Annotated in this window: 24 protein-coding genes; 14 read left to right on the top strand and 10 right to left on the bottom strand. The window is 74.6% G+C overall.

Features of this window, described 5'->3' with window-relative positions; all coding sequences use genetic code 11:
* Window positions 1–11: 11 nt before the first annotated feature.
* Window positions 12–566 (bottom strand): hypothetical protein, encoded by a 555-nt coding sequence (locus ABZ249_RS08360; RefSeq protein ID WP_355259076.1) that lies wholly within the window; start codon window positions 564–566, stop codon window positions 12–14.
* Between the two features lie 140 nt (window positions 567–706).
* Here ABZ249_RS08360 and ABZ249_RS08355 point away from each other — a divergent pair, with 140 nt between their 5' ends.
* The 8 genes from ABZ249_RS08355 to ABZ249_RS08320 all read left to right on the top strand — a co-directional run bounded on the left by ABZ249_RS08355 (window position 707) and on the right by ABZ249_RS08320 (window position 8,757).
* Window positions 707–1,372: a helix-turn-helix domain-containing protein gene (locus ABZ249_RS08355; RefSeq protein ID WP_355259073.1), complete on the top strand. Its 666-nt coding sequence runs from the start codon at window positions 707–709 to the stop codon at window positions 1,370–1,372.
* Window positions 1,369–2,274, top strand: coding sequence for an ABC transporter ATP-binding protein (locus tag ABZ249_RS08350; protein WP_220561707.1), 906 nt, complete (start codon window positions 1,369–1,371; stop codon window positions 2,272–2,274). The genes ABZ249_RS08355 and ABZ249_RS08350 overlap by 4 nt, the downstream gene beginning before the upstream one ends.
* On the top strand, window positions 2,271–3,890 hold the full coding sequence (locus ABZ249_RS08345) for an antibiotic ABC transporter (protein ID WP_355259070.1): 1,620 nt from the start codon (window positions 2,271–2,273) through the stop codon (window positions 3,888–3,890). The genes ABZ249_RS08350 and ABZ249_RS08345 overlap by 4 nt, the downstream gene beginning before the upstream one ends.
* Window positions 3,891–3,975: 85 nt before the next feature.
* Complete coding sequence (locus ABZ249_RS08340; protein WP_355259067.1) at window positions 3,976–4,566, top strand: helix-turn-helix domain-containing protein; 591 nt, start codon at window positions 3,976–3,978, stop codon at window positions 4,564–4,566.
* Window positions 4,563–5,417 carry an ABC transporter ATP-binding protein gene (locus ABZ249_RS08335; RefSeq protein ID WP_355259064.1) on the top strand — a complete coding sequence of 285 codons (855 nt, stop codon included), beginning with the start codon at window positions 4,563–4,565 and terminating at the stop codon, window positions 5,415–5,417. Before ABZ249_RS08340 ends, ABZ249_RS08335 begins: the two co-directional genes overlap by 4 nt.
* On the top strand, window positions 5,414–6,916 hold the full coding sequence (locus tag ABZ249_RS08330) for a hypothetical protein (protein WP_355259061.1): 1,503 nt from the start codon (window positions 5,414–5,416) through the stop codon (window positions 6,914–6,916). The genes ABZ249_RS08335 and ABZ249_RS08330 overlap by 4 nt, the downstream gene beginning before the upstream one ends.
* A gap of 156 nt (window positions 6,917–7,072) precedes the next feature.
* On the top strand, window positions 7,073–7,543 hold the full coding sequence (locus ABZ249_RS08325) for a MarR family transcriptional regulator (protein WP_355259058.1): 471 nt from the start codon (window positions 7,073–7,075) through the stop codon (window positions 7,541–7,543).
* A complete protein-coding gene (locus ABZ249_RS08320) occupies window positions 7,540–8,757 on the top strand; it encodes a glycosyltransferase (protein WP_355259055.1) in 1,218 nt (405 codons plus the stop codon). Before ABZ249_RS08325 ends, ABZ249_RS08320 begins: the two co-directional genes overlap by 4 nt.
* Before the next feature lie 305 nt (window positions 8,758–9,062).
* Here ABZ249_RS08320 and ABZ249_RS08315 read toward each other — a convergent pair whose 3' ends face one another.
* Window positions 9,063–10,256, bottom strand: coding sequence for an ROK family protein (locus tag ABZ249_RS08315; protein ID WP_355259052.1), 1,194 nt, complete (start codon window positions 10,254–10,256; stop codon window positions 9,063–9,065).
* Window positions 10,257–10,322: 66 nt separating this feature from the next.
* On the opposite strand from ABZ249_RS08315, the gene ABZ249_RS08310 reads away from it, so the two are divergent.
* Window positions 10,323–11,006, top strand: coding sequence for an HAD-IA family hydrolase (locus ABZ249_RS08310; RefSeq protein WP_355259049.1), 684 nt, complete (start codon window positions 10,323–10,325; stop codon window positions 11,004–11,006).
* A gap of 56 nt (window positions 11,007–11,062) precedes the next feature.
* On the top strand, window positions 11,063–11,539 hold the full coding sequence (locus ABZ249_RS08305; protein ID WP_355259046.1) for a hypothetical protein: 477 nt from the start codon (window positions 11,063–11,065) through the stop codon (window positions 11,537–11,539).
* Between the two features lie 52 nt (window positions 11,540–11,591).
* On the opposite strand, the gene ABZ249_RS08300 is transcribed toward ABZ249_RS08305, so the two are convergent.
* Window positions 11,592–12,290, bottom strand: coding sequence for a GntR family transcriptional regulator (locus tag ABZ249_RS08300; protein WP_355259043.1), 699 nt, complete (start codon window positions 12,288–12,290; stop codon window positions 11,592–11,594).
* A gap of 115 nt (window positions 12,291–12,405) precedes the next feature.
* On the opposite strand from ABZ249_RS08300, the gene ABZ249_RS08295 reads away from it, so the two are divergent.
* Together ABZ249_RS08295 and ABZ249_RS08290 are read left to right on the top strand one after the other, a co-directional pair.
* Window positions 12,406–13,572, top strand: a complete 1,167-nt coding sequence (locus ABZ249_RS08295) for a mandelate racemase/muconate lactonizing enzyme family protein (protein WP_355259040.1) — start codon at window positions 12,406–12,408, stop codon at window positions 13,570–13,572.
* Between the two features lie 270 nt (window positions 13,573–13,842).
* Window positions 13,843–15,510 carry an SLC13 family permease gene (locus ABZ249_RS08290; RefSeq protein ID WP_355259037.1) on the top strand — a complete coding sequence of 556 codons (1,668 nt, stop codon included), beginning with the start codon at window positions 13,843–13,845 and terminating at the stop codon, window positions 15,508–15,510.
* A 342-nt stretch (window positions 15,511–15,852) separates the two neighbouring features.
* On the opposite strand, the gene ABZ249_RS08285 is transcribed toward ABZ249_RS08290, so the two are convergent.
* From ABZ249_RS08285 to ABZ249_RS08265, 5 genes are all read right to left on the bottom strand, one after another.
* Window positions 15,853–16,947 (bottom strand): M20 family metallopeptidase, encoded by a 1,095-nt coding sequence (locus ABZ249_RS08285; RefSeq protein WP_355259034.1) that lies wholly within the window; start codon window positions 16,945–16,947, stop codon window positions 15,853–15,855.
* A 277-nt stretch (window positions 16,948–17,224) separates the two neighbouring features.
* Window positions 17,225–17,893: a DUF1028 domain-containing protein gene (locus ABZ249_RS08280; RefSeq protein ID WP_355259031.1), complete on the bottom strand. Its 669-nt coding sequence runs from the start codon at window positions 17,891–17,893 to the stop codon at window positions 17,225–17,227.
* Entirely contained in the window at window positions 17,890–18,312 is a 423-nt protein-coding gene (locus ABZ249_RS08275; protein ID WP_355259028.1) for a RidA family protein, read from the bottom strand. Before ABZ249_RS08275 ends, ABZ249_RS08280 begins: the two co-directional genes overlap by 4 nt.
* Before the next feature lie 7 nt (window positions 18,313–18,319).
* On the bottom strand, window positions 18,320–19,669 hold the full coding sequence (locus tag ABZ249_RS08270; protein ID WP_355259025.1) for an NAD(P)/FAD-dependent oxidoreductase: 1,350 nt from the start codon (window positions 19,667–19,669) through the stop codon (window positions 18,320–18,322).
* Window positions 19,670–19,808: 139 nt separating this feature from the next.
* Window positions 19,809–21,125, bottom strand: a complete 1,317-nt coding sequence (locus tag ABZ249_RS08265) for an MFS transporter (protein ID WP_355259022.1) — start codon at window positions 21,123–21,125, stop codon at window positions 19,809–19,811.
* Between the two features lie 275 nt (window positions 21,126–21,400).
* Between ABZ249_RS08265 and ABZ249_RS08260 the strand changes: the two genes are divergently transcribed.
* On the top strand, window positions 21,401–22,309 hold the full coding sequence (locus ABZ249_RS08260; RefSeq protein WP_355259019.1) for a LysR family transcriptional regulator: 909 nt from the start codon (window positions 21,401–21,403) through the stop codon (window positions 22,307–22,309).
* Between the two features lie 254 nt (window positions 22,310–22,563).
* Here ABZ249_RS08260 and ABZ249_RS08255 read toward each other — a convergent pair whose 3' ends face one another.
* Both ABZ249_RS08255 and ABZ249_RS08250 read right to left on the bottom strand, forming a co-directional pair.
* On the bottom strand, window positions 22,564–23,619 hold the full coding sequence (locus ABZ249_RS08255) for an SMP-30/gluconolactonase/LRE family protein (protein WP_355259016.1): 1,056 nt from the start codon (window positions 23,617–23,619) through the stop codon (window positions 22,564–22,566).
* Between the two features lie 182 nt (window positions 23,620–23,801).
* Window positions 23,802–25,595, bottom strand: coding sequence for an NAD(P)/FAD-dependent oxidoreductase (locus ABZ249_RS08250; RefSeq protein WP_355259013.1), 1,794 nt, complete (start codon window positions 25,593–25,595; stop codon window positions 23,802–23,804).
* A gap of 612 nt (window positions 25,596–26,207) precedes the next feature.
* Between ABZ249_RS08250 and ABZ249_RS08245 the strand changes: the two genes are divergently transcribed.
* Complete coding sequence (locus ABZ249_RS08245) at window positions 26,208–26,861, top strand: TetR family transcriptional regulator (protein WP_355259010.1); 654 nt, start codon at window positions 26,208–26,210, stop codon at window positions 26,859–26,861.
* Window positions 26,862–26,889 lie beyond the last annotated feature (28 nt).

The raw sequence follows: 26,889 nt of genomic DNA, 5'->3' as shown, positions 1-26,889 counted from the left end.
GGTGCGCCCGGTCATCGGGCGGCCGTCTCGGCTCGCGGGCCGCTCCCGTGCCCGCCCGGGCGCCCGCCCGTGAGGGACAGGGGCAGGCCGCGGCGGCGGGCGGTCCAGACGACGGCGGCGGTCATGATCACCATGCCCGATCCCAAGGGGAGCAGGGTGGCCAGGCCGTCGGTGCCCGAGTTGGCGACGGTCCAACCGATCTTGAGCGCGAGTCCGCCGTTGATGACGACCAGTCCCCAGCCCAGGGAGCGGTACCAGAAGGCGGCGCACAGGGAGCCGAGCAGCACCGGGATCATCGCGAGGCTGACCCAGGTGACCCAGGTGGGGTCGGCGAACAGCCGCTCCTCCATCTCCAGGACCCCGGCCATGGCCGGGTCGATCTCCTCGGGTTCGGGGAACCAGAAGAAGCTCGTCAGCAGGGCGGCGATGGTCAGGGGCAGGGCCGCCGGGCGCCTGGTCCAGCAGAAGTAGGCGATGGGCAGGAAGAAGAGCGGCCGGATGTACCAGCTCAGCGGGTTGAGGTGGCGCGGCCAGGCCCAGGCGAGGAAGTCGTGGAGCTGTTCCATGGAGGGTGCCTTTCGTTGCGGGGTCCCTCGGACCCCTTAGAAACATATGAACAGATTGAATTTTTGTTTTCAACGGATTTAGCGCTCTCTTAGCGCTACACGTTCGTGTAGTCGACTACACGAACGTGTAGCATCGGGGCATGGACACGGAACGACCCGCGGAGGACCTCACCGGCCGGGCGCGCATACGCGACGCCGCACTGGAGGTCTTCGCCGAACGCGGGACCAAGGGCGCCACCGTGCAGCTCATCGCCGCCGCCGCGGGCGTCTCCACCGGGCTCATCCGCCACCACTTCGGCTCCAAGGACGGCCTGCGGCGGGCCTGCGACGAGTACGCCGTCGGCACCCTGCTGGAGCAGGCCCGGCGCGCCCTGGAGGAGGACACCGGGGCCCCGGGGTTCATGGACTCGATGCACCGCGCGAGCGGGGCGAGCACCCGCTACCTGGCCCGCGCCCTGGTGGAGGACTCCCCCGCGGCCGCCGAGCTCTTCGACACCGGGGCGGCGCTCGCCGAGCGCTTCCTCACCGAACAGGACCCCGAACGCTTTCCACCCGGCGCCGAGGCCACCCGGGACGCCGCCGCGGTCATGGGCGCCATGCAGCTGTCCACCCTCACCCTGCACACCCACCTGCGCCGCAGGATGGGCGTCGACCCGCTCGACCCCGCCCACACCCCGCGGCTGGCCGCGGCCATGGTCGGGGTGTACACGACCACGGTCGCGTTCCTGTCCGGCGAGCAGGGCCGGCCGATCTCCGATGCCCTCACCGGCGACGCACCCCCCACCCCCCGGGAGGAAGAGCCATGACGACCACCGAGGCGATCCGCGTCAGCGGGCTCGCCAAGCGCTTCGGCCGCACCACCGCGCTGGACGGCCTGGACCTGACCGTTCGCACCGGGGAGGTCCACGGCCTGCTCGGCCCCAACGGCGCGGGCAAGAGCACCGCCCTGCGCATCCTGCTCGGGCTCACCCGCGCCGACGCCGGGACCGCGTCCGTGCTCGGCGGCGACCCCTGGCACGACGCCGCCGCCCTGCACCGGCGGCTGGCCTACGTCCCCGGCGACGTCGCCCTGTGGCCCGGCCTGTCCGGCGGGGAGACCCTCGACCTGCTCGGGCGCATGCGCGGCGGCACCGACGGACGGCGGCTCGCCGAACTCGTGGACCGCTTCGCGCTGGACACCCGCGTCCGGGGCCGCGCCTACTCCAAGGGCAACCGGCAGAAGGTCGCCCTGGTGGCCGCGCTGGCCGCCGACACCGAGCTGCTCGTCCTGGACGAGCCCACCTCCGGGCTGGACCCGCTCATGGAGGAGGTGTTCCGCCGGACCGTCGCCGAGGAGCGCGACCGGGGCCGCACCGTCCTGCTGTCCAGCCACATCCTGTCCGAGGTGGAGGCCCTCTGTGACCGGGTCTCCATCGTGCGCGCGGGCCGCACCGTGGAGAGCGGCACCCTCGACGACCTGCGCCACCTGTCCCGGATCACCGTCACCGCCGTCCTGTCCGCTCCCCCGGACGGACTGGCCGCCCTGCCCGGCGTCCACGATCTGGAGGTCGAGGGCGACCGGCTGCGGCTGCACGCCGACCCGGCGGCGCTGGCCGGGCTGTGCGCGCGCCTGGGGGAACTGGGGGTGCGCGACCTCGGCGCGCATCCGCCCACCCTGGAGGAGCTGTTCCTGCGCCACTACGACACGGCCGCCGAGGGGGCGCGATGACCGCCGTCGGCGCCCGCCCCGCCGGGGGGACGGCGGCCGGGGCCGCCCCGCTGGCCCGGGCGGTCCTGCGCCGGGAGCGCGTCCTGCTCGCCGTGTGGTCCCTGTGCACCGTCGGCATCGCCCTGGGCGGCGTGGCCGCGGCCGGGACCACCTACCCGACCGCCGCCGACCGCGCGGCGCGCTGGGAGCAGCTCCGGCAGATCCCCATGTTCGTGCTCTTCCAGAGCCGGGCGTTCGACGACTCCGCCGAGGCGCTCGCCGTCCAGCAGGCGTTCGGCGCCGGGACGATGTGCGCCGCTCTGGGCGCCGTGCTGCTGGTCGTGCGGGCCACCCGCGGGGAGGAGGGCTCCGGGCGGCGCGAGCTGCTCGCCGGGCTCCCGCTGGGGCGGCACGCGGACCTGGCGGCGGCCCTGGCCGTGGCCCTGGGCGCGGGGGCGGCGATCGCGGCCGCCGTCGCCGCGGGCCTGGTCGCGACCGGCGCGCCCGCCGCGGGATCGGCGGCCTTCGGGCTGGTCGTCGGCGCGGCGGCGTGGGTGGGCGCGGGCCTGGCCGCCGTCGCCGCCCAGTTCACCGCGCGCACCGGGACTGCGGTGGGGCTGGCGTTCGGGGCCTTCTACGCCCTGCACCTGGTCCGCGGGCTGGGGGCGATGGCGGGCGGACCGGCCCTGTGGGCCACCTGGGCGGTGCCCTCCGGGTGGCTGGAGAACGTGCGGCCCTTCGCCGGCGAACGCTGGTGGGCGCTGGTGCCCGTGCTGCTGTGCACGGCCGCCCTGGCGGCGGCCGCCTTCGCCCTGGCCGACCGGCGCGACCCGGGCGAGGGACTGCTCCCCCGCGGCCGGGGCCCGGCCCGGGCGGCCCGCTCGCTGCGGTCCCCCCTGGCCCTGGCGCTGCGCTCGGAGCGGACCTCCCTGGCCCTGTGGGCGGGGGCGGTCGCGGGCGTCGGCCTGGCGATGGGGGTCGTGGGGGCGGGCGCCATGGCCGAGTACGCGGGCGCGCCCTGGGTGCGCGCGATGGCCGACGCGCTGGGGGTGGCGCCCCGGGACGCCTTCTTCGTGTACGTGGTCTTCGTCCTCGTCTTCCCGATCGCCGCCCAGGCGGTCCTGGCGGTGCTGCGGCTCCGCCGGGAGGAGGCGGCCGGGACCGCCGAGCTGCTGCTGTCGGGACCGGTGGGGCGGGTCCGCTGGGCGCTGGCGCACCTGGCGGTGGCCTTCCTGGGCCCCGCGGTCCTGCTCGCGGTGCTGGGCACGGCGGTCGGGGCCGGGGTGTTCCTGGGCGGTCCGGGGTCGGCGGCCGACCTCGTCCGGTTCACCGGGCTCACCCTCTCGCTGGTCCCGTCCGTGTGGGTGGTGGCGGCGGTGGCCTTCCTGGCGTACGGGGCGCTGCCGCGCCTGTGCGCGGCGCTGGGGTGGGCGGCGCTCGGCACGGGGATCCTGGTCGAGATCGCGGTGAAGACCGGGGCGGTGCCGGAGGTCCTGTTCCTGCTCACCTCGCCGTTCGCCCACGTCAACCCCTACTACGGTCCGCCGGGCGCCGCTCCCCTGGTGCTGGCCGTCCTGGCGGGGGCGCTGGCCGCCGCCGGGGCGTGGGCCCTGCACCGCCGGGACATGCCCGCCTGAAGGACGCCCGGCCGGGGGTGGCGCGGCGCCCCGACCCGCATTATGTTAGTGACTAACACTTTCTGCGGCGGGAACGGGCGGCGGCATGGACGGCAGGGCGCACACGCGGCGGCGGAACAGGGCCGCCATCCAGGAGGCGGCCCTGCGGCTCTTCGCCGAGCAGGGCTACGAGGCGACCACGGTCGCGCAGATCGCCCGCGAGGCCGGGGTCTCGCACATGACGTTCTTCCGGTGCTTCCCGACCAAGGAGGACGTCGTCCTGGACGACGACTACGACCCCATGCTGGAGGAGCTGGTCCGGGCCCGCCCCGCCGCCGAACCCCCCGTGGAGCGCGTCCACCGGGCCACCATGGCCGGACTCGGGCAGGTCTACGAGCACAACCGGGAGGCCCTGCTGGGCCGGGTCGGACTCCTGCTGTCGATCCCGGGCCTGCGCGCCCGGATCGGCGAGAACCTCGCCTCGGCCCGCACCGCCTTCGAGCGCGGGCTGACCCCCGAGGGGCGGGAGCCCGACATGGAGACCCGGGCGGTGGCCGCGGCGTGCGCGTCGGCCCTGGCCGAGGCCGTCATCGCCTGGAGCGAGGCCCACGAGCGGGTCGAACTGCCCGACGTGATCGACCGGGTGTTCCACGCGCTGCGCGGACTGCCCGCCCCGGAGCAGGGGGCGCGCCCGTGAGCGCCCCCGTCATCTCCGTCGAGGGCCTCTCGGTCCGCTACCCGGGCGCCGCGTCCCCGGCGGTCGACGGCATGGACTTCACCGTCGGCCGCGGCGAGGTGTTCGGGTTCCTGGGGCCCAGCGGCGCGGGCAAGTCGACCGCGCAGAAGGTGCTGACCCGGCTCCTCCGCCGCTACCGGGGCGATGTGGGCGTCCTGGGCCGGCGCCTGGAGGAGTGGGGGCGGGACTACTTCGAGCGGGTGGGGGTGGGGTTCGAGCTCCCGGCCGGGTTCGGGCGGCTCACCGCCCGGGAGAACCTCGCCGCGTTCGCCTCCCTGTACCGGGGCCCGGTCGAGGACCCCGCGGAGCTGCTGGAGCGGGTGGACCTGGCCGGGGCGGCCGACCTGCGCCTGTCGGAGCTGTCCAAGGGGATGCGCATGCGCCTCAACCTGGCCCGGGCCCTGGTCAACCGGCCCGACGTCCTCTTCCTGGACGAGCCCACCTCCGGCCAGGACCCGGTGCGCGCCGCCCTGGTGCGCGACGTCGTCCGGGCGGCCGCCGACCGGGGGTGCGCAGTCTTCCTGACCACCCACGACATGGCCACCGCCGACCTGCTGTGCGACCGGGTGGCCTTCGTGGTCCGGGGGCGGATCGCCGCCGTCGACTCCCCGCGCGGGTTCAGGCTCCGCCACGGGCGCCCGGGGATCGTCGCCGAGCTGCGCGGGGGCGGCGTCCGGGAGGTCGCGGCCCGGGCCCTGGCCGACGACGCCGAACTCCTGGGGCTGCTCCGGGAGGGCGCCGTGGAGACCCTGCACACGCGGGAGGCGTCGCTGGCCGACGTCTTCACCGAGGTCACCCGGGAGCGGCTGTGAACCGGCTGCTCGCCGCCGCCGCGCTGGAGGCCCGGCTCCAGGCGGGGTACGGGATCGCGGCCGTCGCCGCCGCGTTGGGCGCGGTGTGGACGCTCACCCTGGTCGCCCTGCCCGCCGGGGCGGCCGACGAGGTGGCGGCCCACCTGCTGTTCCTCGACACCGCGGGCTTCGGCGCGCTCTTCGGCGCCTTCCTGCTCCTCTTCGAGCGGGTCGAGGGCTCGCGGCGGGCCCTGGAGGCGAGCCCGCTGCGGCCCGCGGAGGGTGCGGCGGCCCGGATCGCGACGCTGACCGCCCTGGCCCTGCTCATCGCCCTGCCCATGGCGGTGGCGGCGCTGCGGGACCGGCCCGCGGACCTGGTCGCGGCGCTCCCGCCCGTCCTGGGCGGCGTGGCGCTCACGTCCGCGCTGCTGACCGCGGCGTGCCTGGCGGCGGGGGCGCGCAGCCCGGACCTGCCGCGCTTCCTGCTGGTGCTGCCGCCGGTGGTCGCGCCGCTCGTCCTGGTCCCGCTGGTGCACGTGTTCGGGCCGTCCGGGCACCCGCTCCTGTACGCGGTCCCCACCACGGCGGGCGCAGAGCTCATCCGCTCCGGCCTGGCCGGGGGCGCCGGCTCCCCGCCTCCGGCCGCCGTGGTGTACGCGCTGGGGTGGGCGGTGCTCGGCCCCCTCCTGGTCCGCCCGGGGGCGGAGGCGCCGCCGGGGCGCACCCGGCCCGTCCGCGTCCGGCCCCGCCCCGGGGTCCGGGCCGTCGGCCGGGGTCGGACGCCGGCGATCGTGCGGTTCGCCCGCACCGACCTGTTCGGCACCGGCCGCGACCCCCTCCTCCTGCTGTTGCTGTGCTCCCCGGCCCTGCTGGCGGTCGGCCTGCGGCTGCTGTTCCCGCCCGTGTCCGGGTTCGTGATGGACGCCTTCGGGTTCGACCTGCGGCCCCACGCACCGGCGCTCGTCGCGGCGCTGGTGCTGCTGCACGTGCCGATGATGTTCGGGCTCGTCCAGGGGCTGCGGGCGGCCGAGGAGCTCGACGGCGGGGTCCTGCTCGTCCTGCGCGTCTCCCCGGTGTCGGTCCCCGCCTACCTGGCCTACCGGATGGCGCTGGCGGGCGCGGCGTCGCTGGCCGGGCTGGCCGTGGCGCTGCCCCTGAGCGGCCCGTCCCTGGGCGGGGGCGGGCCCCTGCCCGTGGCGGCCGTGCTGCTGGCGTCCCTCCAGGCCCCGCTGCTGGTGGCGCTCATGGCGGCGTTCGCGGCGAACACGGTGGAGGCGCTGGTCGCCGCCAAGGCCGTCGGCGCCGTCCTGGTCCTGAGCCCCGTCCTGGCCTGGGCCGCCCCCTCCCCGTGGAACCTGGCCGCGGCCGTCCTGCCCCCGGTCTGGGCGGCGCTCGCCCTGCCCGGCTACGACGCCGGCCCGCTGACCCCGTGGTGGTGCCTGCCCCTCGGGATCGCCTGGACGGCGGCGGCCGGGTGGCCGCTGGTCCGGCGCGCCCGCCGACGCCTGGAGAACGCCTGAGCCCACGGCCCCCGTCCCCGGTTCGGGGGAGGCGGCCCGCTTCCCCGGAACCGGTGGCGGTCACTCCATCCCCGAGTCCGGGAAGGCGGACCGTGCGGCCTTGACCATTTCCCGTTTGTTCGGAATGATCCGAACAAAGCGATGGAAGTGGTGGGCATGAGCGAGCAAGAGGCCGTGGCGGCCTTCGTCGAAGAGGCCGGGCTGTTCTACGAGCGCCTGGGGCTGAGCCGGACCGAGGGCCGCGTCATGGGCCGGCTGCTGAGCGCCCCCGAGGACGACGCCGACGCCCCCGCCCTGTGCGAGGCGCTGGGCGTGGCCAAGAGCAGCATGAGCGTCTCCCTGCGCAGGCTGGAGCAGGCGGGCCTGGTGGAGCGGTTCCGGCGACCCGGGGAGCGGCGGGACCGGTACCGGCTCGCCGAGGACGTCTTCCAGCGCGCGTTCCGGGCGAAGATGGCCGAGTTCGACCGCTTCCGGGCCCTGGCCGAACGCGGGCTGGCCGCGGTGGGGGACGATCCCCGGCGCCGCGAGCGGCTGGAGCTGATGCGGGACATGTACGGGTTCATGGCCGACCGGTTCCCAGACCTGCTGGACGAATGGGACCGGGTCAGGAAGGGGCGCGGAGAATGAGGGCGCTGCTCGTCACCACCGGGAGCAGGGGCGACGTCCAGCCGTTCGCGGCCCTGGCCCTCGCCCTGCGGCGGCGGGGCCACGACGCCGTGCTCGCGGCGCCCGGCCGGTTCTCCACGCTCGTCTCCCGGCACGGGGTGGACTTCGCCGCCCTGGACGAGGGGACGCTCGCGCTCCAGGACGAGCTCGCCGGCCGCGGGACGATGGCCGCGCTCACCTCGGCGCGCCGGGTCGCCCCCGCTCTGCGGGCCTGGCTGGACAGCGTGGCCGGGCTGGCCGGGACGGCGTGCGACGCCGTCGTCTTCGCGCCCAAGGCGCTGGGGGCGGCCGACCTCGCGGACCGGCTGGGGGTGCCCGCGGTCCCGCTCCTGGCGATCCCGCTGTACACGCCGACCCGAGGGTTCGCCTCCCCGCTGCTGCCCTTCCGCCCGCCCGCCGCGCTCAACCGGCCGAGCTGGCGGCTGGCCTCGGCGGTGGAGGCGCCCTACCGGCGGATGCTGCGCCGCTGGCGCGCGGAGAGGCTGGACCTGGGCCCGGGCCCGGACCTGCCGGAGCGCATCGCCGCGGGCGGGGCCGTGCACGCCTGGAGCCGCCACCTGCTGCCGGCGCCGGCCGACTGGCCGCCCTCCGCCGCTCCCCTGGGCGCCCTGCACCTGCCGCCCGAGCGGGGCCGCACCCTGCCCGGGGCGCTGGCGCGCTTCCTGGAGGAGGGGGAGCCGCCGGTGTACGTCGGCTTCGGGAGCACGGTGCACCGGGACCCGACCGGGCTGACCCGCACGGTCGTCGAGGGGGTGCGGCTCAGCGGGCGCCGCGCGGTGCTGGCCTCCGGCTGGGGCGCCCTCTCCCCCGGTTCCGCGCCCTCCGACAACGTCCTGGTGGTGGACGAGGTCCCGCACGACCTGCTGCTGCCGCACGTGGCGGCGGCGGTGCACCACGGCGGGGCGGGGACCGTCGCCGCGGCGATGCGCGCCGGGGTCCCCCAGGCCGTGCGGCCGTTCGCCGGGGACCAGTGGTTCTGGGGCGACCGGGTCCACCGGATCGGGGCGGGTCCCGCCCCCCTGACCGGGAGGCTCACCCCGGAACGGCTGGCCGCCGCGATCGACGGGGCCGCGGCGTGCTCCGGCCGGGCCCGGGAGCTGGCCGGGGCGGTCGCGGAGGAGGAGGCCACGGCGGCGGACCGCACCGCCGAACGCGTGCTCGCGGCGGCGGCCTGAGCCGGGGGGGCACGGTGCCCCGCACCACCGGGCGGTGGTGCGGGGCACCGGAGCGCGGACGGTCGGTCCCCGTCGCGTCCGGCCGGGGACGCGGCCGGACCGGCGGACGCCGAGCCGGTCCGTCGGGCTCTCCCCGGCTCTGGACACCCCTGAGGTCGGACATCCGGGGCAGCGTGAACCGCGGGTCCAGCCCGTTGCGCAGCCGGCCGGCAGGCGGAAGGCGACCGCCGACAGCGGCGCCGGCGCCACCGCCACCGCCAAAGGCGATGATCCGCGCTTCATCCCGCACCGCACCGAAGGGGCGCTCAAGGGGTCCTGTGCGCGCTCCAACGGGCCAGCGCCGCCGGTCCGGTGATCTCGTCGAAGCCCAGGGCGAGGGCGCCCCGGACCGGACCGTCGGAGCCGTGGACCGCGTCGGCCACGGGCGGCGGGTCGGCGCGGTGGAGCGCCATGAGGCCGCCGCGGTAGGCGTCGGCGAAGGCGTCCGGGGCCGCGGCCCGCAGGCCGGGCGCCAGGCCCGCGAGGGTGACCGCGTCGGGGTCGTGCAGGTTGACCAGGCCCGCGATCCCCGCCCCGAGCGCCCGCGCGGTGCGCTCGACCGCCCGCCGGTCCCGGTCCGGCGCCCTCCCCGAGCGGACGGCCTCCAGTACCTCCCGCCCGTAGGCGAACGGGTCCCCGGGGGCCGGATCGCCCCGGTGGCGGGCCAGGGCGCGGCCGTCGACCATGAGGTCCCAGCAGCCCCGGGCCCCGCAGGGGCAGGCCAGGTCGGGATCGCCCAGCGGCAGGTGCCCGTACTCGCCGCCCGCTCCGCGCGCCCCCGTCACCGGACGGCCGTCCACCAGCAGCGCGCCCCCGACGCCGACCGCGACCAGGAGGTGCAGCGCGGCGCGCGCGCCGCGGGCGGCGCCCCCGCGCGCCTCCGCGATGCCGCCGAGCGTCGCGTCGTTGCCCACCAGCAGCGGTACGCCGGTGCCGCCCGCCAGGACGCCCAGGTCGGCCTCGTGCCAGCCGCGGGTGGAGAACTGCAGCAGCCGGGTCCCGCTCACGGCGCCCGCGACCGCGGCGACGACCGCCCCGACCCGGCCGTGCTCGCGGCGCGCCGCGGCGCCCACCGCCCCGGCGACCTCCGGAAGGAAGTCCGCGGGCTCCCGGTCGCCGTAGGTGCCCGCGGCGGCCTCGGTCACGGTGCCGGCGAGGTCGCCCAGGAGCACCCGCCACCCGGCGGCGCGCAGGTCCACGACGGCCGCGAGCGGACCCCGCGGGTGGGCGCCCAACACAGTGGTCGGGCGGCCGGGCCCGCCCCGCCCGGCGCGGTGCTCGGCCAGCAGGCGGGCGGCGCGCAGCCGTTCGATCAGCTCGGCGGCCGCGCCGCTGGCCAGGGCCAGCCGCTCGCAGGCCGCGGTGCGGGTGATCCCGGGTTCGGCGTACACCAGCCGGAGCAGCTCCGAGGCGGTGGACCACCGCAGGCGCGCCGAACGGGACATCCGGTCTCCGGTCACGACTGGTGGTCCTTCCGCTCGGGAAATATACTCGGGCTCCGAGTAAAACTACCGCGAGGAGGCCCGATGAGCACGGACCAGGCCGGCCGCACCACGGTCGAGGTCGAGGCGGTGCTGTTCGACATGGACGGCACCCTCGTGGACTCCACCGCGGTGGTGGAGGACGTGTGGGCCCGCTTCGCCGCCCGCCACGGCGTCGTGCTCGCCGACGTGCTCGCGTACTCGCACGGCCGCCAGACCAAGGACACGCTGCTCCGCTTCCTGCCGCCGGGGCACGACGTGGACGCGGTGGCCGAGGAGATCGAGCGGGAGGAGACCACGCGCACCGACGGCATCACCGAGATCCCCGGGGCGCGCCGCCTGCTGGAACTGCTGCGCGGCGCCCGCACGGCCGTCGTGACCTCCGCCTCCCGGCCGCTGGCCGAGGCGCGCCTGCTCGCCGCGGGCCTCCCCGTGCCCGAGGTGCTCGTGGCCGCCGAGGACGTGGCCGCGGGCAAGCCCGACCCGTCCGGCTACGTGGCCGCGGCCGCGCGCCTGGGCGTCGCCCCGGACCGCTGCCTGGTGCTGGAGGACGCGGAGGCGGGCATCCTCGCCGGCCTGGCCTCGGGCGCGCACACGCTGGTGGTCGGCTCCCACCTCTCCCCCGCCACCCGCCACCTGGACCGCGTCCCGGACCTGCGCCCGGTCGGCGCCACCCCCGCCGCCCACGGCGGCGCCCGCCTCCACTGGCCCCACCGCTCCACCCCCTGACCCCGAACGGGTGCCCCGCCCTCCCCCGCCTCTCTGGGCCGGACGACAATGGAGGCGTGTATTGCCTGGAAGCAGTCATCGCCGACCGAGCGGTGCTCCGTGAGCTGGCCGCCCCCGTCCGGCAGGCGCACATCGTGCCCCTCGGCCAGGGCCTGTCGCTGCTGCCGATGACCGACGCGCTGTTCGAGGCGCTCACCGTCGCCGGGGCCCCGGGCCTCGACGGGTTCTGGAAGGCTCCCGCCGGGCTCGGCGACAGGTCGGCGGCGTGCTCGGCGCACGGCCCGGTGGCCTACGTCGAGGCGGACTTCTTCGGCGGGACCGGAACGCAGTCCGCGCAGGTGTGGGACCGCGGCGAGGTGGTCCTCGGCCCCCTGCACACCGCCGAGGGCGAACCCGCCCCACCGGCCGGCAGCCCGATCTCCCAGGCGCTCCGGAGGCTCGGCGTCGCCAGGGGCGACCACTTCGACGAGTTCGACGCCGCCGGGCTCGGCCGGCACCGCCGCACGGACGCCTGGCTTCCGACCCCGACCTGACCAACGACGGGCGGCCCCGCCCCCCGGCCGCCCGGGCCGCGGTGCGCTCGGCCTAGTGCCCGGCGATCGGGTGGTAGGCGGCGTGCTCCCTGCCCTCGAGGGTGTCCGTGACCATGGCGCCGAGGCTGTTGAGGATGTGGGAGCGCACCAGTCCGGCCGCGGCGGCGCCGTCGCCGATGACGACGAGCTCCAGGATCTCGTGGTGCTGGTTCAGGTCGATGGTGCGCGGTTCGGCGCCCGCCGGCAGTTCCAGGCCGATCCGCCGGTACCGGTCTGCCTTGTCCCACAGGTCGTCCAGGAGCCGGATCATCACGTTGTTGTGGGAGGCGGTGTAGATCGCCCGGTGGAAGGCCCTGTGCGCCGCGATGGCCTCCTCGCCCCAGGTGCGGGTGACCGGCAGGAGCGCGTCGGCCGCTGCCCTCATCGCGGCGATCTCCCGTTCCGTCCGGCGCAGCGCGGCGAGCTCGGTGGCGGAGGGTTCCAGCGAGAAGCGGGCCTCCAGCAGCTCGCGCGCCTCGGAGGCGCTCATGGTCGCCACGCGCACGTCCCGGTGGGTGTCCATCACGACCCAGTCCTCGCTGGCCAGCCGCCTGATCGCCTCGCGCAGAGGGGTGATGCTCATCCCCATCTCCTCCGCCAGCTCGTACTGCGACAGGCGTGATCCCGGGGCGAGCTCGCCCGAGGTGATGCGGCGGCGCAGCTCGGTATAGGCCAGCCCGCCCTTGCTGGAGAAGACGTTCGCGCCGGTCATCGTGACCTCTCTCACAAGATTTTCCCTCATGGGCTTGTGGCCCCACCTCGGCCAGTATAGGGTCCCGCATAACTTATAAGTGTCTTATAAGACCCCTTTCCGCAGGAAGAGACCCATGCGAATCGTTTCCGCCCACGTGGGAACCATCCCGATCAGCTCGTCGATGCGCAACGCGTACATCGACTTCAGCAAGATGGACTGCACGATCCTGGCCCTGGTCAGCGACGTGGTGGTCGACGGCAGGCCCCTGGTGGGCTACGGCTTCAACTCCAACGGCCGGTACAACGCCACCGCCATCCTGAGCGAGCGGATGCTGCCGCGGCTGCGGAACGCCGCGCCGGAAGAGCTGCTGGACGCGAACGGCGACCTCTCCCCCGCCAAGGCGTGGGACGTCATGATGCGCAACGAGAAGCCCGGCGGCCACGGCGAACGCTCCGTCGCCGTCGGTGTGGTGGACATGGCGCTGCACGACCTCGCCGCCAAGGCCGCCGGAGTGCCGCTGTACCGGTGGATCTCCGACCACTACGGCGACGGCGCCCCGGACGAGGACGTCTTCGTCTACGCCGCCGGCGGCTACTACGCGCCCGGCAAGACCCTGGAGGACCTCCGGGACGAGATGCGGGGCTTCCTCGACGCCGGGTACGAGATCGTCAAGATGAAGATCGGCGGCGCCGACCTGGCCGAGGACCTCAGGCGCATCGAGGCGGTCATCGACGTCCTGGACGGCGACGGGTCCCGGCTGATGGTCGACGTCAACGGCAAGTTCGACCTGCGGACCGCCCTGGAGTACGGCCGGGCCATCGACCGGTACGGCCTCTTCTGGTACGAGGAGGTCGGAGACCCGCTGGACTACGCGCTGAACGCGACGCTGTCGGAGAACTACCGCAACCCCATCGCGACCGGAGAGAACCTGTTCTCCCTGCAGGACGCCCGGAACCTGATCCGCTACGGCGGGATGCGCCCGGACCGCGACTTCATCCAGGTCGACCCGGCGCTGAGCTACGGCCTGACGGAGTACCGCCGGATCCTGGACATGCTCGCCCTGCACGGCTGGTCCTCCCGCCGGTGCATCCCGCACGGCGGGCACCAGTTCTCACTGCACATCGCCGCGGCCCTCAAGCTCGGCGGCAACGAGTCCTACCCCGGAGAGTTCCAGCCCACGGGCGGCTTCACCGACGACGCGGTGGTCACCCGCGGCCGTGTGGCGCCGGGCGACCTCCCGGGCATCGGCCTCGAGGGCAAGGCGGAGTTCTACAAGGTCCTCCGCGACCTGCACGGCTGACCGCCCGAGACCGGCGGCTCCCGCGACGGTCGCACGCACGGGAGCCGCCGTCTCCGACACCGCGCACCGCGCCTCCGAGGCGGCGCGAACGACCGCCCGGACCACGGGCGCCGCCGACGGAGCCGGTGCCACGACCGGCGACGGTCCCCTACCTCCCCGCGGAGCCCCTCGGCCCTGTTCCCGAACACGGCCGGGGACGATCCGCCCACCCCCCGACCCCGTCTCTTCGCCGCGGTCCGCGCCGGGCCGAAGAGCAGAGAAGGTGCAGCAATGGCGACCTCGTACCCGTACCCCCTGTGGGAGAGCCTGTGGGCGTCCCACCGGCAGATCAAAGGGCTCCTGATGTTCTCCGAGCGCGGGAAACCACCGCGGGCGGAGTCGGCGGCCTCCGGCGGATCCGCCGCACATGAGGGCCCCGAGGCCACCGGGCCGGCCGCGGAGTCCGGCGGCCCCGGCCCCGGCTACACGCCCGCCCGCGTCACCGGGCTGGTGCTCGGCCCGCTGCTGTTCGTGGTGACACTCCTGTTCTTCGAACCCGAGGGGCTCTCACCGGCGGGGCTCGCGGTCCTCGCCACCACCCTGTGGGTCGCGACCTGGTGGATCACCGAGGCGATCCCCATCCCGGTCACGTCCCTGCTCCCGGTCGTACTCCTGCCGCTGACCGGCGCACTGGACGGCGATACCGTGGTCGCGGCGTACGGCAACGACATCATCTTCCTCTTCCTCGGAGGGTTCTCGCTCGCGATCGCGATGGAGAAATGGAACCTCCACCAGCGCATCGCCCTCTCGATCGTCGCGGCGATCGGGACGAGTCCGCGCCGCATCGTCCTCGGCTTCATGGTCGCGACGGGCTTCCTGTCGATGTGGGTCTCCAACACGGCCGCCACCATGATGATGATCCCCGTCGGGCTGGCGGTCGTGTACCAGGCCGCCCGTTCGCTCCGGGGAGGGGAGTTCGCCGACGACCTGCCCAGGTTCGAGAAGTCCATCGTCTTCGGCATCGGATACGCGGCCACCATCGGCGGCCTCGGGACGCTGATCGGGACACCTCCGCTCGCCGTTCTCTCGGCGACCGTCGGGGAGCTCTTCGGCGAGAGCATCTCGTTCGGCGGGTGGATGGTGTTCGGGGTCCCGACCGCCGTCCTCCTGCTGGCCCTGGCGTGGTTCTACCTGACGGGCGTCAAGCTCAGGGTCCGGTTCAAGCAGCTTCCCGGCGGCAGGGAGATCATCCGGGAGGAGCGCAGGTCCCTCGGCCGGATGTCCACCGAGGAGAAGGTCGTGCTCGCCGTCTTCCTCGGAACGGCGTTCATGTGGGTGACCCGGTCGTTCCTCTGGGAGGACCTCCTTCCGGGGATCAGCGACGGGGTGATCGCGATCGTCGCCACGGTGGTCCTGTTCACCCTGCCGACCCGCAGCGCCGGGGAGAAGAGGATCCTCCGGTGGGAGGACTCTAAGAAGATCCCCTGGGGAATCCTCCTGCTGTTCGGCGGCGGGCTGGCCATCGCCGCGGGGTTCGTCGACACCGGCCTCTCCGCGTGGATCGGCGAGCAGCTGCGCGTGCTCGACGGGGTCGACGTGATCCTGACCATCGTCATCGCCACCGCGCTCGTGCTGTTCCTGACGGAGATCACCTCGAACGCCGCGACGGCGACGATGATCCTCCCGGTCATGGCGGCCCTCGCGGTCTCCCTGGGCATCCACCCGTACGCGTTGATGGTCCCCTGCGCGATGGCCGCGAACTGCGCGTTCATGCTCCCGGTGGGCACCCCTCCGAACGCGATCATGTTCGGCACCGGCAGGGTGAAGATCATGGAGATGGTCAGGTCCGGGTTCTGGCTGAACGTCATCGCCCTCGCCCTCATCGTCGCCGGGGTGCTGTTCATGCTGCCGTTGCTGTGGGGGATCGACCTCATGACCCTCCCCGCCGGGTTCCGCTAACCGCAACGCCGGGAGGCTAAGCCGGTCGGCTCTGTCGACCGAACCCGGTGGAGCGTCTCTCCACCGGGCCACCCGCCGGGAACCCCGCGCTCGGCCCCCGGCCCGAACGCACACCCCAGGGCTCATCCCCTGTGGTGGACGGGCGGTGGCGGACCAGAGCGCGCGCGATGCCGGCGAGGGCCGGAAGCGGCCGGCTCCTCACCTTCGCCGGCATCGCCCGCATCCTCATTCGGTACCGCGGACTCGCCAAATGAGATGGGCTCTCAACCCGCTCCGCCCATCCACCGCCGAGCGCGCTGTGCCCGTCCCGGGGGCGGGGCGGGCACAGCGCACTCGCGGGGCTCAGGCCGGGTCGGGAACGCGGCCGGGCGGGGGGTCGGCCGGCGGGCCGAAGTACTCGTGGGCCGTGCGGGCGAGCAGGGTGGCGCCGTCCGCGATGACCCGGTTCGCGGCCTCCCCCACGCAGGCGGCGGCGAACCCGGGCTGGTGGTTGCTCACCGGGAAGCACCCCAGGCCGATGTACGGGTGGATGGCCGGCACGTGCCGGGACACGTTGCCCATGTCGGTCGAGGCCCGGTTCATCGTCTGCTGCTCCGCCGGGGCGTCCAGCCGCCGCCCGAGCGCGCGGGCGTGGCGCGTGTAGATCTCCAGCGCGCGCTCGTCCGTGCGGAACTCGGAGTAGGGCTGCGACTCCGGGGTGAACTCCAGCGCCGTGTCCGTCGCCAGCGCCCCCGCCTCGAAGCAGCGCCGCACCCGGCCGCGCAACGGCTCCAGTTCGGCCAGGGTCTCGGCGCGGGTGTACCAGCGCCCCTCGGTCACCTCGGGGATGGCGTTGGGCGCCTGGCCTCCCACCGTCTGGATCCCGTGGACGCGGGTGCCCGGCGGGAGCTGCTGGCGCAGCAGCCCCAGGGCGACCTGGGCGACGACGAACGCGTCGTTGGCATTGCGGCCCTCGTGCGGGTAGGCGGCGGCGTGCGCCGCCCGGCCCGTGAAGCGGACGTGGTCGTGGGCGACCGCGTAGGGCTCGGCCCGCGGGGCGTCGACCGGCGCGGGGTGGGCCATCAGCGCCAGGTCCAGGTCCCGGAAGGCGCCGGCGTCGAGCATCTCGATCTTGCCGCCGCCGCCCTCCTCGGCCGGGGTGGCGATGACGTCCACGCGCAGGTCGAGCCGTTCGGCCCACGGCCGCAGAGCGATCGCCGCGCCTGCGGACATGGCGGCGATCAGGTTGTGTCCGCAGGCGTGGCCCAGGCCGGGCAGCGCGTCGTACTCGACGATGAAGCCGACCCGGCGCCGCCCGGAGCCGTAGGAGGCGTGCAGCGCCGTGGGGAAGCCGAGGTAGGAGGTCCGGACGGCGAAGCCGAACTCCTCCAGCAGCTCCGCCGTCCAACGCGCCGCGCGGTGCTCCTCCCAGGCGGTCTCCGGGTGGGCGTGCAGCATCTCGGAGTAGGCGATCAGCCGGTCGAGGTGTCCGGTCGCGTCCGGTAGGGGACCGGAGTGGTCGGCGACACCGGGGATATCGGAGGTGCCGGAGTCACCGGCGCTGCCTGAGATATCCGGGGCACCTGGAACACCGGTCCCGCCGGGGACGCCAGGGGCTCCGGAGCCGTCTGCGATGCCCGGTACACGTGAGACTCCCGGGACGACGGTCTCGCCGGAAACGCCGGTGGCTTCGGACCCACCGGAGGCACCCCCGCCCCCACCCACAGCCCCCGCTTCAGCGGTCATCGCCGGGCACCCCGTATCCCGGTGCGGCGGCCGGGTCCAGGCCGCGCCGGACGTAGTCGTCGCGCTGCGGCAGCCAGACGCCGAGCAGCCCGTCCAGCGCCCCCACCGGGTCCTCCTGCCAGTCCACGCGCAGGTCGGTGTCCCGCCAGCCGTTCGCCGACACGGTGGACAGCCCCGCCGAGTACACCGGCCCCGCCTCGCCGCCGGCGGCCAGGCCCGCGGCGAGGGCGGCGAGCAGGCGCTCCTCCAGCTCTCCCCCGGCCTCGCCGAAGGCGGCGCACATGGCCGCGGGGACGCCGGGGTCGGCGAGCATGTTCCCGGCGGCGGCGCAGTGCGGCCCGGTGGCCTCGCCGTGGACGCCGAGGGTGTGCCCACCGCTGAACGCGGCCGCCGCGCCGGAGGCGTCCACCACGGTGAGCTGCCGGTACGCGGCGTTGGGTTCGCCGCCGACCACGGAGTCGAGCGCCTCCCGCGCCCCCTCCCCCGCGGCAAGCCGGTCCAGCAGCGCCGTCCCCAGCCTCGGGTCGGTGATGTTCTGGGAGGCGACCGCGCCGACGCGGTCGCGCAGGTGGACGACGCGTGCGGCGACGGCCGGGGAGGACGAGGACACGGCGATGCCGAACCTGCCGTCCTGGTGGGCCGCGATGGAGAAGGTCATGCCCCGCCTCCCGAGATCACGGCGGTCGCGTCGATCTCCACCAGCCACTCGGGCCGGGCCAGGGCCTGGACGACGATGCCGGTGGAGACCGGGTGGACGCCCTTCAGCCAGCGCCCCATCTCGCGGTAGACCTCCTCGCGGTAGCGCGGGTCGACGAGGTAGACCGTCACCTTGACGATGTCCTGGAGTCCGCTGCCCGCCTCCCTGAGCAGGAGGTCGATGTTGGCCATGGCCTTCTCGGTCTGCGCGCGGACGTCGCCGACGCCGACGGACTCCCCGGTGTCCAGGTCCTGGCCGATCTGGCCGCGCAGGTACACGACCCCTCCGGCCACCACCGCCTGGCACAGGTCGTTGTCCAGGTTCTGCTCGGGGTAGGTGTCCCTGGTGTTGAACTTGCGGATGCGCGTGTGCGTGGTCATGGTGTGATCACCCCTGGGCGTGGGACGGAGACGGGAACGGGCGCGGATTCGTGTGCGAACCCGATGGCGGCTGCGACTGCGACTGCGGCCGCCGTCGCGGGTCCGGCCGCGCGTCGTGGTGCCGCATGTAGCCGCGCTGGATCGAGATCTGGTCGGCCACGTACCTGGCGTCGTGCCAGGCCCCCCAGATGAAGCTCGAACCGCGGCGGGACTGCCACGGCAGCCCCATGAAGTAGACGCCGGGCTCGGAGGAGACCCCGCGCTGGTGCCGGGGCCTGCCGTCGGCGTCGAGGGCGTCCACCTGGAGCCAGGAGTAGTCGGCGGTGAAGCCGGTGGCCCACAGGACGGTGGTGATCCCGGCGGCGGCGAGGTCGAGTTCGAGGACGGGGTCGGTCACCGACTCCGGGTACTCCCCCAGCTCCCGGGCCTGCGGCTCCTCGGGCAGGTCGAGGCCGTTGCGCTCGATGTAGGCGTCGGCCTCGTCGAGCAGGGCCAGGTGGTCGGCGTCGCCCCGGGCGATGTTGTCCCGCAGGTCGGGGGCGAAGCGGACGGTCCCGGCGTCGAAGGACTCCGTCCGGCCGACCAGGGTGATGCCGCGCGCGGCCAGGGTGCGGAAGTCCACGGTGTGGCCGCCGTGCGCGCCGCTGACCGCGATGGTGACGTGTTCGGCGCCCTGGGGAGGGGTGGCCGCCTCCCACTTGCCGAGGACGCCGAGCCACCAGACGAAGTCGTGTCCGCGGTACCTGCGCGGCGGGCGGTCGTGCGGGCCGACGGAGAGGTACACCTGCCGGCCGGCGGCCCGGAGCTCGTCGGCGATCTGCACCCCCGAGGAGCCGGATCCGACCACGAGCACGGCGCCCTCGGGCAGCTGGGCGGGGTTGCGGTAGGCGCTGGAGTGGAGCTGGTACGGGACTGCCCCCTCCGGGATGATCGGGGGGACGACCGGCTTCTGGAACGGGCCGGTGGCGGCCACGACGTAGCGGGCGTGGATGTCGCCGTCCGAGGTCCGGACCCGGAACCCCCGGCCGCCGGGGCGCCTGCGCACGGAGGTCACCTCGACCCCGCACCGGATCGGCGCGCCGATCTTCTCGGCGTAGTCGGCCAGGTAGTCCGCCACCTGGTCCTTGGTGGCGAAGTCCTCGGGGGCCAGGCCGGGGAATTCGAGGCCGGGGAAGCGGTCGTGCCAGACGGGGCCGTTGGTGACCAGCGAGTCCCAGCGCTCCGAGCGCCAGCGCTCGGCGACGCGGTGCCGTTCCAGGACCACGTGCGGCACCGCGCGGTCGCCGAGGTGCTCGCTCATCGCGATCCCGGCCTGCCCCCCTCCCACGACGACGACCTCGATCTCTTCGACTGACATGCGGAACCTCCGGGGTTCGATCAACGCGTGTGGTGTCGCGGGGCGGGCGCGCCCCGCGTGTTCTCTCCGGACCGTCCGGCGGCCGTCCGCGAGGGGGGTCCGCGGGGCGGGGCCCGCCGGTGTCCGGGCCGTGGACGGTTCAGCGCGGGGCCCGGTCGCTCTCGTGCAGCAGGCTGGAGCCCGCCGTCTCGGGCATGGTGCGCAGCGTGACCGCGCCGATGACGCCGATGACGATCATGGTGAAGGCGGGGACCATGGAGCTGCCGGTGAGCGAGATCAGCCAGGTCATCAGGTACGGGAGCGTGCCGGCGAAGAACGCCCCGGCGACGCTGTAGGCCATCGACAGGCCGCTCTGCCGGGTCCGGGTCGGGAACAGCTCGGCCACCGCGGAGGCGTGCGTGCCCAGGATGATCGCCAGGATCACGGCCAGGCCGAAGGTCGCGGCGAACGCCGCCCACGAGGCGTCCGCCTGCATGAGCAGGAACAGCGGGACGGTGGCGACGACCAGCAGGGCGGCGGCGGTGTAGAGCACGGGCTTGCGGCCCACGCGGTCGGAGGCGATGCCCGAGAGCGGGATGACCCCCATGGCCACCACCGACGCCGCGGCCGAGAGCAGGGCCGCCCGGTCGGCGGGGATGCCGACGATCTCCTCCTGGTAGGTGATCAGGTACACGAGGACGATGTAGAAGGTCGAGTTCATGAAGGTCTCGATGCCGACCGTCTGGAGGAACTGCCTGCGGTTGGAGCGGAACACCTCGACGACCGGCTGGCTGGGGACGTTGTTCATGTCCTCCAGGGCGCGGTACTCGGGGGTGTCCTCGATGCGCAGGCGGATGTAGAGGCCGACCGCGGCCAGGGGCACCGTGAGCAGGAAGGGGATCCGCCACGCCCAGTCCAGGACGGTCTCGGCGGGGAAGGCCGCGTGCAGCGCCCAGACCACGAACGACGCGCACAGGAACCCGGCGACCGAGCCGAACTCGATCCAGGAGCAGCCGAATCCGCGGCGCTTGGGCGGGGAGAACTCGGCGAGGAAGGCCGCGGCCGAGCCGAACTCGCCGCCGGCGGCCAGCCCCTGGATGATGCGGGCGACCACGAGCAGGATCGGCGCGAGGATGCCGACGGAGTCGTAGCCGGGCAGCAGTCCGAGCATGAGCGTGCCCGCCGCCATCGAGATGATGACGATCGACAGGGTGGCCTTGCGGCCGAAGCGGTCGCCGAGGTGGCCGAAGAGCACCGATCCGAGCGGGCGCACGAAGAACGCCACCGCGAAGACGGCGAAGACCGAGAGGAGCGCGGTGGTGCCGTCCTGTTCGGGGAAGAACACCTGCGCCATGGTGGTCGCCAGGTACGCGTAGACGGCCCAGTCGAACCAGTGGACGAAGACGCCCACCGCTCCGGCGAACACGCTCCTCCGCAGGTCCTTGCGGTCCACCCGCTCCGAGAGCTCACTCGTCATCCGTCCTCCTGGGGGTGCGGTCCTGGTCCTCCCCCGGGCCCGGGGGCCGTGGCGGCCCCGCCGCCGCGGGAGGTTCCTTCGATGACCAGGAGGCCGCTCGCACACGGGGTGTGCGGTCGAGGTCCGCGGGGGCGCCGGGGGCGCCCGGGGGCCGCGGGTCCGACCCGCCTGTGTCATGGGTCACCACTATCGGGGCGCTCTGTACGATCTGTAAAACACATAGATCCGAAGCTCCCCTTCGGAAAAACCGATACCCCGGAGAACGGAACCCCCTGATGAGCGACGTGAGCCTGCGGCAGCTGGAGTACCTGAGGGCCATCGCGCGGCTGGGGTCGGTGACGGCTGCGGCCCGGGAGCTGTTCGTCTCGCAGTCGACGGTGTCGACGGCGCTCACCGACCTGGAGGCGGCGCTGGGGATCGCCCTCTTCGTCCGCACGCCCCGGGGGATGCGGCTCACGGAGTCGGGCCGGCACGCCCTGGCGGTGGCCGACGACGTGCGGGCCAGCCTCGAACAGCTGCGGGAGTCGGCGCACCGGGAGCGGGAGGAGGTGGAGGGGGACCTCACGGTCGGCTGCTACGCGACCATCGCGCCGATCCTGCTGCCCAAGGTCATCGCGGAGTTCTCGCGCAGGTACCCGCGGGTGCGGCTCTCGTTCGTGGAGGCGGCCCACGGCGCCCTGCTGGACGACCTGCTCGGCTCGCGCATCGACCTGGCCGTCACCTACCACTACGAGCTGGCCTCCGTCCGTCCCCCGACCGGGGTGGCCACGCAGTGGCTGCGGTCCGACCCGCCGTACGCGCTCGTGCCGGTGGACGGGGCCCTGAGCGCGAAGGAGGAGCTGACCCTGGCCGACCTGGCCACGGAGCCGCTGATCCTCTTCGACCTGCCGCCCGGCGGCGACTACTTCCTCGGCCTGTTCGACCGGGCCGGGCTCACCCCCAACGTGCGCTTCCGCACCGGCAGCTTCGAGATGGTGCGCGCCCTGGTCGCCCGCGGCCTGGGCAACGCCCTGCTCACCCAGCGCACCGTGCTGGAGCGCAGCTACGAGAACCTGCCGTACGCCACCCGGGAGCTGGACATCCGCTCGGAGGGGCTGGGGATCGAGATCATGCGGCTCGCGGGGCGCAAGCCGGTGCGCCGGGTCCAGGCCTTCATCGACGTCTGCCGCGAGGCCGTCGCCTGACCCCGGGGCCGGGACCGCGGTCCGGAACGGCTTCCGGTTCGCCCGGGGCGGCGGGGTCCGGCCCGGTGCCGTCGCTGTCGCGCGACACCGGCGGGGCTCCCGGGGCGGTGGGAGCGCTGTGCTCCCGCCGCTCCGGGCACCGCCGTCTCCGCCCTCACTGCATCGCGGGAGCGGACGTGCCGCCCCCGCACACCCCGCGATCGGCCCCCGACCACCGGAAGGGGCCCGGCCCGCCCCCGCGTCCGTGACGGGTATCAGCCGCCGTTGGACTGGCGGATGCCCTCGGCGAGCGCCTCGAAGGTGTAGACGAACCCGCCGTCCCGGCCGCTGACCGTCATGTAGGCGTCGGTCTCCCCCGGTGCGATGGCGATGTTGGTCGCCGAGTCCAGGCCCTCGGCGTCGTCGGCGGGCACCTCGACCGTCGCCAGGTGCTCGCCGAGCGGGCTGTACACGAGGATGCCCGGCCGGCCGTGGACGGCCTGGTAGAGGTTCCCGGCGGCGTCGACCGCGTTGGAGTCCACCCGGCTCGTACCGCCATTGAAGTGGAGGGCGGTGTGGGCCGTCTCCACGGCGGTGCCGTCCCCGTCGAGCGCCAGGTGGTCGACGCGGTTCGCCGCGTACTGGCTCACCCACAGCCCGGTGAAGTCCTCGGTGAAGGAGATGCCGTTCGGCGCGGGCAGGTCCCCGGCCAGGACGGTCGCCTCCGCCGTCTCCCCGTCGATCCGGACCACCCGGCCCCGGGCCTCCCAGACCGGCCCGTCGAACCCGGTGGAGTCGCTGACGTACAGGTTCCCGTCCTCGTCGAAGGCGAGGTCGTCCGGCCGCATGACCGCCCCGTCGACCTCGCCGGAGAAGAAGGTCGTGTGGTCCTCCCCGTCGGCGGTGAGGCTGTCGATCCTCCCGCCCGCGAAGTCGGTCAGGTACAGGCGCCCGTCGGAGGGGCTGAACTGGGCGGAGGTGTACGCGCCGTCCCCCTCGGTGAAGACGGCCTCCACCTCGCCGGAGCCGGTGTCCACCCGCAGCACCTTCGGCTCCCCCTCGGGGGCGGTGACGTCGACGACCAGCAGCCCTCCGTCGGGGGCGAGGACGGGCCCCTCCAGCAGGGTCATCCCGGTCTCCTCGTGGACGGAGGTCACCCGGGTGAGGAGCTCGGCCGTCACGTGCGCCGCCGCCCCGGGTGCCGGGGCCCGGGCGGGATCCGGGTCCGGGGGCTCGGGGGCAGAGCAGGCCGTCACCACGACCGCCAGGACGGGCGCCGCGAGCGCTCGGGCGGCCGCCGCGCGCCGCCCGGCGGAGGGGGGCTGTTGCATGGGGGCTCTCTTCCTCTTCTTGCTCTGTGCGTTCGGTGGCGCGAGTGCGGACCACTCGTGCGGGGGCGGCGACGGCGGTGACGCTCGTCAGGGTCGTCGCGAGGTGCGGACCACAGGTGCGGGGGTGCGGGCCAGGGGCACGGGGCCGGCGCACGGCCCCGCACCCCTGGCCCGTCCGGTGATCAGTCCCCGGGCTTGAGGACCTCGTGGAGGCGCTCCTCACGCCACCGTCCGAGCAGCCGGTGGAAGGCCACGGGTCCGGGGCTGTAGGAGGTGCCGCCGTGGACGCCGGCGCCCTCGCGGTTGTAGTAGCCGGGCGTGCACTCGGCCTGGAACGCGGAGTTGTCGTGGGCGGTCTCGCGCACCTCACGCCCCCACGCCTCGGCCGCCTCCGGGGAGGGTTCGACCACCACATCACCGGCCTTGCGGGCCGCGGCGACGACGGCGGCAATGTGCTCGGCCTGCTCCAGCAGGATGTGGGCGAAGTTCACGGAGTTGGCGTTCTGCAGCGCCCCCAGGTGGAAGAGGTTGGGGAAGCCCGGGCTGTAGAAGCCGTGCAGGGTCACGGGTCCGCGGCTCCAGGAGGTGAGGAGCTCCCGGCCGTCGCGGCCGCGCACGGGGAGCGCGCCGGACAGCACCCCCGAGACGCCCACGTCGAACCCGGTGGCGAAGACGACGCAGTCGACCGGGTACTCGGCGTCGCCGACGACGACCGCGTCCCGGGTCATGCGGGTGATGCCGCCGTGGTCGGCGGTGTCGACCAGGGTGACGTCGGGCCGGTTGAAGGTCTGGAGGTAGTGGTCGCTGAAGCAGGGCCGCTTGCACATGTACCGGTACCAGGGCTTGAGCAGCTCGGCGGTGGCCGGGTCGTCGACGATCTCGTCCACACGGGCCCGGATCCGGTCCATCGTGCGCGCGTCGGCGAGTTCGTCGAGGCGCTCGCGCTCCTGCGGGGGGACGCTCGTGTCCAGCGCTCCGGAGACCACCTTGCGCTGGAGCCGGGCGGTGGCGGTCCAGCCGTCCCGGGTCAGGTCGGTCTCCACGGGCTCGCCGGAGACGACGGCGAGGAAGTTCTCCATGCGCTCGCGCTGCCAGCCGGGCTTGAGGGAGGCCGCCCACTCCGGGTCGGTGGGGCGGTTGTCGCGGACGTCCACCGTGGAGGGCGTGCGCTGGAACACGTACAGGTGCTCCGCGTCGCGGGCGAGGTGCGGGATGACCTGCACGCCGGTGGCCCCGGTGCCCACGACCGCGACCCTCTTGTCGGCCAGGCCGACCAGGTCGCCGTCCTGGTCGCCGCCGGTGTAGCCGTAGTCCCAGCGGCTGGTGTGGAAGGTGTGGCCCGCGAAGTCCTCGATCCCGGGGATGCCAGGCAGTTTGGGCCGGGTCAGCGTGCCGGAGGAGGTGATGACGAACCGGGCGCGCATCCGGTCCCCGCGGTCGGTCCCCACCGTCCACTCCCGCGCCCGATCGTCCCAGTCCAGGGAGGTGATCCGGGTGTGGAACAGCGCGTCGCGGTACAGGTCGAAGGTCTCGGCGATCGCCACGGCGTGGCGGCGGATCTCCTCGCCGGGGGCGTAGCGCCACTTCGGTACGTAGCCGACCTCCTCCAGGAGCGGCATGTAGGAGTAGGACTCGATGTCGCAGTGGATGCCCGGGTAGCGGTTCCAGTACCAGGTACCGCCGAAGTCCCCGGCCTCGTCCGTCATCCGGATCGACTCCACGCCCGCCTGGCGCAGCCGGGCGCCGGTGACGAGGCCGCCGAACCCGCCGCCGACGACCAGCACCTCCACGGTGTCGGTCAGGGGCTCGCGCTCCCTCCGCGGCGTGTAGGGGTCGGTGGCGTAGTAGCCGAACTCTCCGGCGGCGGAGCGGTACCGGACCGCGCCGTCGGGGCGCAGTCGGCGGTCCCGCTCGCGGGCGTACCTGGCCCGTAGCGCGTCGAGGTCGATCTCCGGGGTGTGGTCCGTGGCCGGCATGCGGTTTCCTCTCGGTCTCTCTGTGGCGCCGGTCGGGTGCGGCGCCCAGGGGTCGCGCCCCGGCTCGGGTCCGGGGCGGGCGGGAGGGGGATGCGCCGGGGCCGGGCTCAGCGGTCCTCGGCGGTACGGGCAGCGGGGGCGGTAGGGGCGGACGGACAGGGTGGCGGCGACCGCCCTGGCGGTGTCGGCGACGGCAACCCCCGGTGGCTCGGGCGGCAGGGAGACGGGCTGGATGCCTGGACCCGCGTGAGCGGACCACCGGCCCCGCCGAAGGCCAGGACCGGGACGACCGGTCCGGGCCGTACGCGCGGCGGCCCTGCGGGCACCCGGGCGCGGACACTGCCCATGAGGGGACCCCCGTCTCCTGACGTGCACCGATACCGACTTTTAAGTCAGTCGCCTGACTTAAGATAACAGTGCGTACCGGACCGGATCCCCTTTCGGCCGGACATGGAGGAGGGGAGGGGCCGTGGTAGCGCCGTCAGCTGGGCCGGAGCGATCGCGGTGTGGTCAGCGTCACCGTCCGGGCCGACCGCGCCTCGATCCGTGTTCCGGGCCGCGCCGCCGACCGCCGGAACGGGCCTGCCGGACGGGATCGGTACGGTGGTCCCCATGAGCGAGAGGCGGACGAGGTCGGAACGTGTCGTCACGACACGCGAGGCGATCCTGGCGGCGGCGGAGCGGCTCTTCGCCGAGCACGGGATCTCCGGCGTCTCCAACCGCCAGATCGGCCAGGAGGCCGGGCAGGGGAACAACACGGCGGTCACCTACCACTTCGGCTCCCGGGAGGGTCTGGTGCGCGCCATCGTGCGTAGGCACACCGACCGGATCGAGGAGATCCGCAGCCACATGGTGCTGCGGACCGAGGGTTCCGACGACGTCCGGGACTGGATCGCCTGCATGGTGGCGCCCTTCGCCCAGCACCTGGCGGACCTGGGCGTCCCCTCCTGGTTCGGGCGGTTCAGCGCCCAGGTCATGGCCGACCCCGCCTACCGCGACATCATGGCGCTGGAGGCCCTGGACTCCGCATCCCTGGCCCGCGCGGGCAGGGAGCTGCTCCGGTGCCTGCCCGACCTGCCCGAGGAGGTTCGCGAGGAGCGCCAGGAGATGGTCCGCATCCTCATGGTCCACATGATCGCCGAGCGGGAGCGCGCCCTGGCCGAGGGGGCGCACACGGCGCACGACTCCTGGCAGCGGGCGGCGTCCGGGCTGGCCGACGCCCTCGCCGGCCTGTGGACCGCCCCGGTGGCCCTGCCCCGCCCGTGAGCACCGGCCGCTCCCTGCACGGCCGGTG

It is taken from the genome of Nocardiopsis sp. NPDC006139, assembly GCF_040614155.1.
Lineage (GTDB): Bacteria > Actinomycetota > Actinomycetes > Streptosporangiales > Streptosporangiaceae > Nocardiopsis > Nocardiopsis changdeensis.
The sequence above is the reverse complement of the archived record's forward strand: the minus strand, read 5'-3'. Positions and strand labels throughout refer to the sequence as shown.